Here is an 11,815-nt window from a genome sequence, read left to right on the forward strand (position 1 = left end):
CATGTCTATCGATGAGCTGGATGCCAGACTGCTCAATCTGCTTACCGTCGAGCCGCGCCTCGGAGTGCTGGAGTGTTCGCGGCGGCTGAACGTGGCGCGCGGGACGGTCCAGGCACGGCTCGACCGCATGATCGCGCGCGGGGTCGTCACCGGCTTCGGGCCCGACGTGTCGCCGCAGGCGCTCGGCTACGGCGTCATGGCCTTCGTCACGATGGAGATCAAGCAGGTCGCGGGACACGATCCCGTCGCCGACCGGCTCGCGCTCATCCCCGAGGTGCTGGAGGTGCACACCATCACCGGTGGCTCCGACCTGCTGAGCCGCGTGGTCGCGCGCTCCAACTCCGACCTCCAGCGGGTCATCGACCAGATCGTCGACGTCCAGGGAGTGGTGCGTACCTCTTCGGTCATCGCCCTCGACACGCCGGTGCCGTACCGTGTGTTGCCTCTTGTGGCTGACGTGCCGCGGCGCGGTTCGAGATAAAGCACCGTTACCAGTCGTTTATCCTTTCGCCACGTGGGAGCGATCGGGGGGATCGGATAGTGCGTTTGCGTTTGCCGAAGCGGCGTGTGTGGCGTTGGGTGCTCATCATCTCCGGGGCGGGGATCATCACCGTGGCCGGGCTGTTCGCCGTCGCCTGGGCCATGACGCCCATTCCGGACAGCACGCAGAAGCAGGCCACCGCGCAGGGCTCGGTGATCTACTACAGAGACGGCAAGAGCGTGCTGGCCCGGCAGGGCGTCAACCGCAAGAACGTCACCCTCGACACCGTGCCCACCCACGTGCGCGACGCGGTCATCGCCGCCGAGAACCGCTCCTTCTACACCGACAACGGCGTGTCCGTGAAGGACACCGCCAGGGCCGTGTGGTCCACGGTCAGCGGCCAGCAGCTGCAGGGCGGCTCGACCATCACCCAGCAGATGGTGCGCAACTATTACAGCGGGCTGTCGCAGGAACGTTCCATTATGCGTAAGTTCAAGGAGATCCTGATCTCCTTGAAGGTCGATCAGTCCAAGTCCAAGGACTGGGTGCTGGAGCAGTACCTCAACACGATCTACTACGGACGCGGCGCCAACGGCGTCCAGGCCGCCGCCCAGGCCTACTTCGGCAAGGACGTCGGCAAGCTGTCGATCTCGGAAGGCGCCTACCTGGCCGCCGTGATCCAGCAGCCCAGCCGTTTCGCCGCACCCGCCGGCGCCGACCTCGACGCCGCCAAGGCCCGCTGGCAGTCGGTCGTCGACGCCATGGCCCAGACCGGCGCGCTCACCGCCGACCAGGCGCGGCAGCAGGTGTTCCCCACGCTCATCAAGCCCAAGAACGTCTTCGAGCTCAAGGGCCAGGGCCAGGTCATGGTCGACCAGGTCAAGGAGGAGCTCAACCGCCGCGGCTACACCGACGAGGAGATCAACACCGGCGGGCTGAAGATCGTCACGACCTTCGACAAGAAGCTCATGGCCGCCGCCCAGCGCGCCGTCACCTCGATCATGCCCGCCGACACGCCCAAGAAGGTCCGCACCGGCCTCGCCGCCGTCGACCCCACCACCGGCGAAGTCGTCGCCTTCTACGGCGGCGGCAAGCCGGGCCAGTCGTGGGACAACGCCTTCAAGGCCAAGGTCCAGGCGGGCTCCACCTTCAAGGCCTACACGCTCGCCGCCGCGCTCGAGAACGGCGTCAAGCTCTCCGACCGCTTCGACGGCAACTCGCCCATGCGGGTCGCCAGCACGCCCATCAAGAACTCCGGCGGCGCCTCCTACGGCCAGGTCAGCCTCCTGCGCGCCACCCAGAGCTCCGTCAACACCGCCTACGTCGCCATCGGCCAGCAGATCGGCCTCGACAAGGTCGTCAAGACCGCGGAGGACGCCGGCATCCCCGCCGAACAGCTCGGCCCGCACGCCTCCGCCGCCACCCTGCCGCTCGGCGTCGCCTCCATCAGCGCCGTGCAGAACGCCTCCGGCTTCGGCACCTTCGCCAACGGCGGCGTCCACGTCGAAGCGCACGTGGTCAAGTCCGTGACCGACGCGGAGGGCAAGAAGGAGACGATCAAGCCGGTCACCGCCACCGTCGTCTCCAAGCAGGCCGCCGCCGACACCACCTACGCGCTCGAGCAGGTCGTCCGCGGCGGCACCGGCACCGCCGCCCGCCTCTGGGACCGTCCCGTCGCCGGCAAGACCGGCACCACCGACGCGTCGGCCTCCGCCTGGTTCACCGGCTACACCCCGCAGCTGTCGACCGCGGTCAACCTGTTCCGCGACGACAACAAGACCGTCGTGGTCGGGGGCAGCGAGCAGTACGGCGGGTCGCTGCCGGCGCAGATCTGGCGCTCCTTCATGAGCGAGGCCATGGAGGGCAAGCCGGTCATGGAGTTCCCGGAGCCTTCCGATTACGGCTACAGCTACAGCACGCCGCAGGAGGACCAGAACACCGACGAGGGCGACGGGCTCTCCGACGACTTCTTCGACGACGAGGGGGACGACGACTGGGACTCCGACACCACGGAGACCACCCCCATCGTCCCCGACCCCGAACAGGACCAGGGCGGCGGCCAGGGCCAAGGCCAGGACACCGGCCAGGACCAGGACCAGGGTGGCGGCCAGGACCAGGGCCACGGCCAGGGGCAGGACCAGGACCAGGGGCAGGGCGGCGACGAGTCCGAGTCCACGCCCGCCGTACAGGACACTCAGAGCACCCCGTCCGGCTAGCCCGGCTCAGGGGCGGTTGAGGAAGGTGAGGACGGCCAGCACGCGGCGGTTGAGCGGAGCGTTCTCGCCGCCGACACCCCGCTCGTCCCCCTCCGCATCCGCAGCCGGCCCACCGTCAAGCGGGGCAACTACGCCGGGCTCGTGGTGTTCACCATGGAGACGGCGATGATCAGTGCTCCGCGAGCTGAGCACGGAGGTCGGCGGGTGTGGTGACGGGCAGGCGGCAGGCGAAGTCACGGCAGACGTAGGCCGCCGGGGCACCCCCGATCAGCCCCCGCCCCTCCAGCAACGGCACCTTGCCGTCCCCGGCGGCCACCACCAGCGGCACGTCGGCCAGGAACGCGGCACGTTGCAGAGCCCGGGTCCGCGGGTCGTCGAGTGGCCCGCTGATGGCCACCTCCACCGGCCCCGCCAGGGCGGCGCGGGCGGCGGCCAGGCCCCAGCCGGCGAAGCGGGCGTGCCCGCGGGCCAGCACCGACACCGTCGCGAGCGCGGTGAGGGCGGCCTCGCGGTGCCGGGACGAGCCGGTGAGGGCCGCGTACGACAGCAGCGCGGCGGCGGCCGCGTACTGTCCCGAGGGCGTGGCGTTGTCGGTCGGGTCCTGCGGCCGCTGGAACAGGGTCTCGGCGTCGTCGGCGGTGTCGTAGAAGCCGCCGGTGCCGTCGGGGAAACGTTCGAGGATCTGCTCCAGCATGTCGCCGGCCAGCTCGAACCAGCGTGCGCGCCCGGTCACGCCGTACAGCGCGATCAGGCCTTCTGCCACGTCGGCGTAGTCTTCGAGCACTCCGGCGTTCGTGCCGACGCGTCCGTCGCGTGAGGTCCTGCGCAGGCGGCCGTCGACCAGGTGCGTCCCGGCGAGCAGCACGGCGGCCCGCTCGGCGGCCTCGACCAGGTCGGGCCGCTCGAAGATCAGCCCGGTCTCGGCGAGCGCCGCGATGGCCAGGCCGTTCCAGGCGGCCACCACCTTGTCGTCGCGGCCGGGCCGTACCCTCCGCGCCCGGGCGGCCAGCAGGGCGGCGCGCACCCGCTCGAACCGCTCCTGGTCGCCGGGGTCGTCGAGGAGCTGCAGCACCGAGGTGCCGTGCTCGAACGTGCCCGTGACCTCGAACAGCTCCGCCGCCCACGCGGCGTCGTCGCCGAGCACCTCGCCCAGCTGCTCGGGGGTCCAGACGTAGAACCTGCCCTCCTCGCCCTCGCTGTCGGCGTCGAGCGCGGAGGCGAAGCCGCCCTCGGGCGTGAGCATCTCGCGCAGCAGCCAGTCGGCCGTCTCCAGGGCGATCCGCCTGGCCAGCGGCGTGCCCGTCGCCTTCCACCAGTGGGTGTAGACGCGCAGCAGCAGGGCGTTGTCGTAGAGCATCTTCTCGAAGTGGGGCACGACCCACTGGGCGTCGACGCTGTAGCGGGCGAAGCCGCCGCCCAGCTGGTCGTACAGGCCGCCGCGGGCCATGCGCTCCAGCGTGTGGCCGCTCATCTCGTGCTCGCCGCAGCGCAGCAGGAACTCCAGCGCCATCGACGGCGGGAACTTGGGCGCGCCGCCGAAACCGCCGTGGACGGGGTCGAAGGTGGATCGCAGGTTCTGTACGGCGGCCGCGAGCGTCTCCTCCGTCGGGGCGGGGCCCTTGGGCAGGGCCGTGTTCTCGTTGAGCGCCTCGACGATCTTCGATCCCTGCTGCAGCACCGCCTCGCGGTCGCCCGTCCAGGCGTTGTGCACCCCCGCCAGCAGCCGCTGGAACTGCTCGCGGGGGAAGTAGGTGCCGCAGTAGAAGGGGTGGCCGCCGGGCGTGGCGAAGACGGTCATCGGCCAGCCGCCGTGCTGGGTCATCGCCTGCGTGGCGTTCATGTAGACGGCGTCGACGTCGGGCCGCTCCTCGCGGTCGACCTTGACGTTGACGAAGGAGGAGTTCATCAGCTCGGCGGTGCGCTCGTCCTCGAAGGACTCGTGGGCCATGACGTGACACCAGTGGCAGGCGGAGTAGCCCACGCTGATCAGCAGCGGCACGTCGCGCCGCCGGGCCTCGTCGAAGGCCTCCTCACCCCACTCGAACCAGTCGACGGGGTTGTCGGCGTGCTGGAGGAGATAGGGGCTCGTCGCATGCTGCAGCCGGTTCACCCGTCCAGCTTAGGACGGCTCGCCGTGGTCTTCGGCGGGGCGTAGGCTCGCTGGCTGTGGACCTCGAATTCGTCTGCTCCTACTCCGAACGCGCCGCCCCCGATCTGACCCGCCGCGACATCGCGCGCGCGTTGCTGGCCGTTCCCTCAGGCGTGGCGCTGGTCGCCCTGCCCGACCTGCGCCGGGAGATGTTCGCGGCGGGGAATCCGATGACGCTGGTCTTCTGGGAGTCGGCCAAGCAGACTTTGAGCGCCATCGAGTCGGGCCAGGCGACCGTGGGCGACGTGCAGCGCTGGCTGGAGTCCACCGGCACCGAGCCGATCCTGCTCACCTCCGGCTACTTCCTGTGGCCGGAGGAGGACGAGCGCGGGCCGGTGGCCGAGGAGATGTACGTCAGGCTCGTCGGTTTCCTGGAGGAGCGGGTCGAGGCGGGTGACGTCGACCCCGACGCGCTGGCCGCGGGCGATCCGGCGGCCAGGCGGGCCTACGAGGAGCTGCAGGAACGCTGGCTGAACAATCCGCTGCCCGACGGCCGGGTGCCGGGGTTCGCGGTCAGCGACGAGCAGGACGAGGAGCTGTTCGCCGCCTGGGACGAACAGGAGGAGCTGGCGCTGAGCGAGCTCCACCGCGTCCTGGCCGAGCTGCCCAAGCAGCCGGAGCTGCCTCCCGCGGCCCTGCGGGCGGCGTGCGCGCAGTTGCGCGAGGTGCTCGACTTCCCCGGCTACCCGGGCAGCGTGCTGCGGGCCTGCGCGGGTTTCGACGACCGCGCGATGCCCGACGACGACCAGGAGTTGTGGCTGACGGTCGCGGCGGGCATCGCCGGACCGATCTCCGACCTGCCGGAGGCGGCCGACGACCCCGAGGAGTTCGCCGATCTCGACGGCGAGCTCAGCCACGAGGACCAGGCGCTGGCGGCGCTCTGCTCCATCCAGCACGCCGACTGGCTGGCCACCGTGGCGTCGCTGGCGCGCACGGGGCCGGGCGCCCTGGCCTCACCCGAGCACATCGCCAGGCTGGTGGGCGAGTCCGAGGAGATCGTCGACCCCGATGACCTTTCGGAGCTCGCGGAGCTCGACGAGTTCGCCGACGAGCCCGAGGACACCGAGCTGCTGTTCTCGACGGTCGTCGACCTGTGGCGCTACCTGGGTGTGGTCGACGAGTCCGACCTGCTGACGCCGCTCGGCTGGTGGGGGCTGCCCAGGGCGCTGGAGCGCGCCTGGTCGGCTCCCGGCGACTGACGTCCGCGGCCGAAGGGCCACCACCAGTTCCAGCGGCCCATCACCGCCACCATGGCGGGCATGAGCAGGGCTCTGATCACGGTGGCGTCGAGCAGGATGCCGATGCCCAGCGCCGTCGCGAACAGCTTGACCTGCAGGATCGGCGCGGCGGCCAGCGACAGGAAGGCGAGGAAGAGCACGAGCGCGGCGCTGGTGACGAGCCGTCCGGTACGGCCCAGCCCTTCGGTGACGGCTGCCGTGGTCGAGCCGGTGCGGTCGTACTCCTCGCGCATCCTGGCCAGGATGAACACCTCGTAGTCCATGGTCAGGCCGTACAGGAAGGCGAAGATCAGCAGGGGCAGGAAGTTGTCGATCGCGCCCAGGCCGTCGATGCCCCAGATCATCGCCGAGCCGTACCCCTGCTGCCAGATCAGGACGGTCGCGCCGATCGCGGCGGCCAGCGAGAGCAGGTTGAGCACGATCGCCTTGGCCGCCAGCACGATCGAGCGGAACGCGCGGGCGAGCACGCAGAAGGTGATCAGCATGATCAGGCCGAGCATCAGCGGCAGGTTGCCGTAGACCACGTCGTTGAACTCGAGGTCGGCGGCGAGCGGGCCGCCCACGCGGGTGTCCTGCGGCGCCTGGGCCACGATGCGCTTCACGATGGCGGGGTCCTCCGTCTCGGGGATCACCGTGATCAGCCCGGGAGCGGGGGAGAAGGCCGTGTGCACGCCCTCGATGGCGCGGAAGGGCGCGGGATCGGGGCCGAGCACCTGGACGGGGACGAGCGCGCCCGCCGGCATGCCGTCCTGGCGAAGTTCGGCCAGCGCCTCGTAGGCGGGCCCGCTCTTGGCGAGCGCGTCGCTGGCCGGCTCGCCCAGCTTCAGCCCGAGAGCTCCGGCGCCCAGGGCCAGCAGGAGCGCGGCGGAGCCGGTCAGGGCGATCCACCGATGCCGGACGACGCCGCCGGCCCACGCGGCCCAGCGGCGCCCCACGGGGTCGCGGCGCCGCCGGTCCAGGCGCGGGCCGACGGTGTCGAGCAGGATGGGCAGCAGGGTCACCACGGCCAGCATCGCGATCAGCGGGATGAGCATGCCGCCGACGCCCACGCTGCGCAGGAAGGCCACGGGCAGGACGACCATGGCGATCAGGCCGATGGCCACGGTGGCGGCGCTCAGCACGACGGCGCGTCCCGCCGAGGCCATGGCGCGCCGTACGTCGTGGTTCTCCTCGCGCCAGCGGGTGATCAGCAGCAGGGAGTAGTCGATCGCCACGCCCAGCCCGACCAGGCCGATGATGAACTGCACGAACATGCTGACCTCGGTGACGGTGGTCAGCCCGTAGACGGCCAGGAACGACACCAGGATCGCCACCGCGGCCACCACCAGGGGCACCAGGGCCAGCAGTGAGCCGAAGACGAACGCCAGCACGACCAGCGCGCCGCCCGCCCCGATGGCCAGCTCCACGGCCAGGCTGAGCCCTTCGCCGCCGCCCTCGGGTTCCAGCGGCTCCAGGCCGGTGGCGCCGTCGGGGACGTTGTCGTCGTCGTGGGGATACAGGAGCCGGTAGCCGTCGGCGTCGATCACCCTGCCCAGGTGCTCGACCTGCTGCCCCTCCTTGACGACCACGGGTGTGCCCCGGATGCCGTAACGGTCCGCGATCTCCCTGTTGGTCTCGTAGGCCGGATGGCCCGGCGCGCCGAAGTCCATGGTCATGCGCTCTTCGAGGCCGGTGACGGCGAAGCCGCCGGCGACGGCCAGGGCCAGCCAGGCGAGCACGATGGCGAGTTTGTGGCGTAACACGAAGTCGGTGAACATGGCCACCAGTGCAGCGCCGGGTTCTGCGAGCGCTGTCCGGGCACTCTGAGAGTTCTCTAAGAACGATCCACCAGACTCTTCGGTGTGAAGGGTCGCATTCTGGTCGTGGACGACGAGCGTAATCTGGCCGATCTGGTCGCGATGGCGCTGCGTTACGAGGGCTTCGAGGTGGAGACCGCGGGCACGGGCGCGCTGGCGCTGGCCAGGGCGGTGGAGCTGGCGCCCGATCTGGTGGTGCTCGACATCATGTTGCCTGACATTTCAGGACTTGAGGTGTGCCGGCGGCTGCGCAGCCGCTCCATCCTGACCCCGATCATCTTCCTGACCGCCAAGGACGCCACGGAAGACAAGATCACCGGGCTGCGCCAGGGCGCCGACGACTACGTGACCAAGCCCTTCAGCCTGGAGGAACTGCTCGCCAGGGTGCAGGTCGTGCTCCGCCGTACGAAACCGGCCCAGGAGGCCAGGCTCAGCTTCGCCGACCTGGTCCTGGACGAGGAGGCCTACGAGGTACGGCGAAGCGGCGCGCTCATCGACCTCACCCCGACCGAGTACAAGCTGCTGCGCTACCTGATGATCAACGCCGGCCGGGTGCTGACCAAGCAGCAGATCCTCGACCACGTCTGGGACTACGACTTCGGCGGCAGCGACGGCGTCGTGCAGACCTACATCAGCTACCTGCGCCGCAAGATCGACGGGCTGATCCACACCGTGCCGCGCATCGGCTACGTCATGCGGCTGCCGCGATGACCCTGCGCCGCAAGCTGACGCTCATCGTGCTGGCCCTGCTCATGCTGGGCCTGACCATCGCCCCCGTGTCGACCTTCGCCGTCGCCCGCGACTTCGGCGGCGACGAGGCCCGACGCGACCTCAACGCCATCGCCCTGCGCCTGGAGCCGCTGCTGCGCGACGGCGCGCCGCTGCCGGGAGGCGACACGCGGCTGCTGGCCGTCTTCGGGGAGGTGCTCATCCGGCTCGACGGCGTGACCGTGACGACCTCGCAGGACCCGCCGGGCGCCGACTGGGACGTGGAGTCGCGCTGGAGCGCCGGCGGGGTGGAGTTCCGCCGGCTCGACGGCGACGACATGCACATCGACTGGTGGCTGCGCACCTCGACCCTGGACGACGGGCGCTCGCTGGTCCTCGGGCTGCGGACCGCTGAGTACGACGACCTGCTGGGCAGGCTGATCGGGGTGCACGTCGCGATCACCACGCTCGTGCTGATCCTGCTGGCGATCCTCGCCTACCGGGCGGTGCGCCGCGCCATGCAACCCCTGGACGAGATCGCCGTCACCGCGCGGGCGATCGGCGAGGGCCAGCTGAGCCGGCGCGTCGAGCTGAAGGACCCGCGCACCGAGCCAGGACGGCTGGGCCTGGCCCTGAACGCCATGCTCGGCCAGATCGAGACGGCCTTCCGCGAACGCACCCGCTCCGAACAGCGGTTGCGCCGCTTCGTCGCCGACGCCTCGCACGAACTGCGCACCCCGGTCGCGACGATCAGAGGCTACGCCGAACTGTTCAGGCGCGGCGCGTCGTCACGGCCGCAAGACCTGGCGCTCGCCATGGAACGTATCGAGTCGGAGGCCACCCGGATGGGAGTCCTCGTCGACGAACTGCTGCTGCTGGCCAGGCTCGACCAGCGGCGGGCGCTCGAACGCCGCCCCGTCGACCTGGGCGCGCTGGCCGCCGAGGCGGTGGAGGCCGCCCACGCCGTCGAGCCAGGCCGGCCCTTCACGCTCGACCTGGCCGACGTGGTCGTGACAGGCGACGCCGTACGGCTGCGCCAGATCCTCGACAACCTGCTCGCCAACGCCCGTCAGCACACGCCGCCAGGAACGCCCGTCACGGTCACGGTCGCCGCCGACGGCGTGGTGTCGGTCAGGGACGAAGGGCCAGGCATGACCGAGGAACAGCGCACCCGGGCGTTCGACAGGTTCTACCGCGCCTCGTCGGGCACCGCCGGAGCGGGGCTCGGGCTGGCCATCGTGGCCGCCGTCGCCGAGGCCCACGGCGGGCGCGCCTGGATCGAATCGGCGCCCGGCCGCGGCACGACGGTGCGGGTCAGCCTTCCACCAGGTCCTGATACTCCGGACGCTTGCCGATGAAACGGGCCACGTAGGGGCACAGCGGGCGCACCTTCAGCCCGGTGTCCCGCGAGGCGTCGAGAGCGAAGGCGACCAGCTTGCCCGCCAGTCCCTGCCCCTCGAAGTCGTCGTAGATCTCGGTATGGGTGAAGGTGACGGTCTTCTCGGTCAGGGTGTATTCGGCGAACCCGGCGAACCTGCCGTCGACGAAGATCTCGAAACGGCTCTCCGCCGGGTTGTCCTTGATGTCGACGCTCACGAGTCGGCTTTCTTGTCGAGATCGGCTGCGCGGGGGACCTCGATCTTCGCCATCTGCTTGTTCATCGACTTGATGAGGAAGTACAGGGCGACGCCGATGAGGGCGACGACGACGAAGCCGAGCAGCCCCGGGCCGATGTTCTCGTTGGCGAGTTGGCTGTTCACGCCCCCAGCCTACCTTTGGAGGGGTTCGGTCAACTCGTCGCAGTGGATGCCGTCGAACAGGTCGTCCTCGGGCAGGGTCGTGTCGACCAGCGAGCGGGCCAGGTGGTAGTCCTCGGTCGGCCAGATCTCCTGCTGCACCTCGCGCGGGCAGACGAACCAGAAGCCGTCGGGGTCGACCTGTGTCGCGTGGGCCAGAAGTGCGTTGTCGCGCGTCTCGAAATACTCACCGCACGGCACGCGGGTGGTCACCGGCCACTTCTGCGGGCGGTCCTCCCAGCGCGAGATCCAGTCGGCGTACGGCGAGCCGAACCCGCGGGTCGTCATCGCCTCGTGCAGGGCCTCGAACCGGTCCTTGGTGAAGCCCATGTGGTAGTAGAGCTTGAGCGGCTGCCAGGGCTCGCCCGCGTCGGGGTAGCGGTCGGGGTCGCCGGCCGCCTCGAACGCCTCGACCGAGACACGGTTGGTCATGATGTGGTCGGGGTGCGGGTAGCCGCCGTCGTCGTCGTAGGTGAGGATCACGTGCGGGCGGAACTCACGCACCGCGGCCACCAGGGGCGCGGAGGCCTTCTCCAGAGGCTGCAACGCGAAGCAACCCTCGGGGAGCTCCTCCTCATCCGACTCCGGCAGGCCCGAGTCGATGAAACCCATGAAGCGCTGCTGCACGCCGAGGATCTCGCGGGCGCGCTCCATCTCCAGGCGGCGGACCTCGCCGATGTTCTCGACGATTTCCGGGCGGTCCATCTTGGGGTTGAGCACCGAGCCGCGTTCACCGCCCGTCAACGTACAGACCAGGACTTCCACACCCTCCGAGACGTAGCGCGCCATGGTGGCGGCGCCCTTGCTGGACTCGTCGTCGGGGTGTGCGTGTACGGCCATCAGCCTCAGGGGTGCACTCACGGTCTGGATCCTCAGATAGTTTCACTGCGGGCGGTCGTGAGGGCGGTGCCCCCACGGGCGACAATTGTCTCGGATAACGCCGAAGGAGTGCAGGGAGATTCCGCATGGCCACCAGAGATGTCGAGAACGGCCGAGCCAACGGCCCCGTTCTCGGCACCCCCTACGACCTGCCGGACCGACCGGAGAAGCGAGGCCGGCTCGTCGTGCACGTCGTCATCGGCGTGCTGGTGGCGATCGTCGCGGGCGGCTGGGGCTACGTGATGTGGACCGCCACGGGCAACTCCACCGCGGCCAACCAGATCGTCACCTTCAGCGTGAAGGACCCGTCGCGCGCCGAGATCTCGTTCACGCTCTCCAAGCCCGACGACCGGGCGGCGGTCTGCATGATCCAGGCCCTGGACACGAATCATGTGGAAGTTGGCAGCAAGGAAGTAACGATTCCTGCTGGTGAGGGTATGACACTCCACAAGGAGTCGCTGAGCACGAGCGCTCAGGCGTCTTCCGTCCACATCCAGTACTGCAATCTCGTATAGTGAGACATTTGGGGAAGCGTTCGGACGGCTAAGTTGT

At 70.0% G+C, this 11,815-nt stretch carries 11 protein-coding genes; 6 read left to right on the forward strand and 5 right to left on the reverse strand.

What is annotated here, in order from left to right:
* Position 1 precedes the first annotated feature (1 nt).
* Together HNR30_RS34865 and HNR30_RS34870 are read left to right on the forward strand one after the other, a co-directional pair.
* Positions 2–481, forward strand: coding sequence for an Lrp/AsnC family transcriptional regulator (locus HNR30_RS34865; RefSeq protein ID WP_181614355.1), 480 nt, complete (start codon positions 2–4; stop codon positions 479–481).
* Between the two features lie 98 nt (positions 482–579).
* Positions 580–2,697: a transglycosylase domain-containing protein gene (locus HNR30_RS34870; RefSeq protein ID WP_312894837.1), complete on the forward strand. Its 2,118-nt coding sequence runs from the start codon at positions 580–582 to the stop codon at positions 2,695–2,697.
* 169 nt (positions 2,698–2,866) lie between these two features.
* On the opposite strand, the gene HNR30_RS34875 is transcribed toward HNR30_RS34870, so the two are convergent.
* Complete coding sequence (locus HNR30_RS34875; protein WP_181614356.1) at positions 2,867–4,807, reverse strand: thioredoxin domain-containing protein; 1,941 nt, start codon at positions 4,805–4,807, stop codon at positions 2,867–2,869.
* 56 nt (positions 4,808–4,863) lie between these two features.
* On the opposite strand from HNR30_RS34875, the gene HNR30_RS34880 reads away from it, so the two are divergent.
* The gene (locus HNR30_RS34880) at positions 4,864–6,045 is read left to right on the forward strand and encodes a hypothetical protein (protein WP_181614357.1); all 1,182 of its coding nucleotides are present in this window, start codon (positions 4,864–4,866) and stop codon (positions 6,043–6,045) included.
* Here HNR30_RS34880 and HNR30_RS34885 read toward each other — a convergent pair.
* A complete protein-coding gene (locus HNR30_RS34885; RefSeq protein ID WP_181614358.1) occupies positions 5,946–7,841 on the reverse strand; it encodes an MMPL family transporter in 1,896 nt (631 codons plus the stop codon). The two genes, HNR30_RS34880 and HNR30_RS34885, sit on opposite strands and share 100 nt — an antisense overlap.
* 84 nt (positions 7,842–7,925) lie before the next feature.
* On the opposite strand from HNR30_RS34885, the gene HNR30_RS34890 reads away from it, so the two are divergent.
* Together HNR30_RS34890 and HNR30_RS34895 are read left to right on the forward strand one after the other, a co-directional pair.
* Positions 7,926–8,591, forward strand: coding sequence for a response regulator transcription factor (locus HNR30_RS34890; RefSeq protein WP_312894838.1), 666 nt, complete (start codon positions 7,926–7,928; stop codon positions 8,589–8,591).
* Complete coding sequence (locus HNR30_RS34895) at positions 8,588–9,946, forward strand: sensor histidine kinase (RefSeq protein WP_181614359.1); 1,359 nt, start codon at positions 8,588–8,590, stop codon at positions 9,944–9,946. Before HNR30_RS34890 ends, HNR30_RS34895 begins: the two co-directional genes overlap by 4 nt.
* Here the strand turns inward: HNR30_RS34895 and HNR30_RS34900 are convergent.
* From HNR30_RS34900 to mca, 3 genes are read right to left on the reverse strand one after another with little or no spacing between them, the layout of a single operon-like run.
* Entirely contained in the window at positions 9,903–10,184 is a 282-nt protein-coding gene (locus HNR30_RS34900; RefSeq protein WP_181614360.1) for a GNAT family N-acetyltransferase, read from the reverse strand. The two genes, HNR30_RS34895 and HNR30_RS34900, sit on opposite strands and share 44 nt — an antisense overlap.
* Positions 10,181–10,348, reverse strand: a complete 168-nt coding sequence (locus HNR30_RS34905) for a hypothetical protein (RefSeq protein WP_181614361.1) — start codon at positions 10,346–10,348, stop codon at positions 10,181–10,183. The genes HNR30_RS34900 and HNR30_RS34905 overlap by 4 nt, the downstream gene beginning before the upstream one ends.
* Before the next feature lie 9 nt (positions 10,349–10,357).
* Positions 10,358–11,245, reverse strand: a complete 888-nt coding sequence (mca, locus tag HNR30_RS34910) for a mycothiol conjugate amidase Mca (protein WP_312894839.1) — start codon at positions 11,243–11,245, stop codon at positions 10,358–10,360.
* A gap of 104 nt (positions 11,246–11,349) precedes the next feature.
* Here mca and HNR30_RS34915 point away from each other — a divergent pair, with 104 nt between their 5' ends.
* The gene (locus HNR30_RS34915) at positions 11,350–11,778 is read left to right on the forward strand and encodes a DUF4307 domain-containing protein (protein ID WP_181614362.1); all 429 of its coding nucleotides are present in this window, start codon (positions 11,350–11,352) and stop codon (positions 11,776–11,778) included.
* Positions 11,779–11,815 lie beyond the last annotated feature (37 nt).

The sequence above is a fragment of the Nonomuraea soli genome (assembly GCF_013761175.1).
Lineage (GTDB): Bacteria > Actinomycetota > Actinomycetes > Streptosporangiales > Streptosporangiaceae > Nonomuraea > Nonomuraea soli.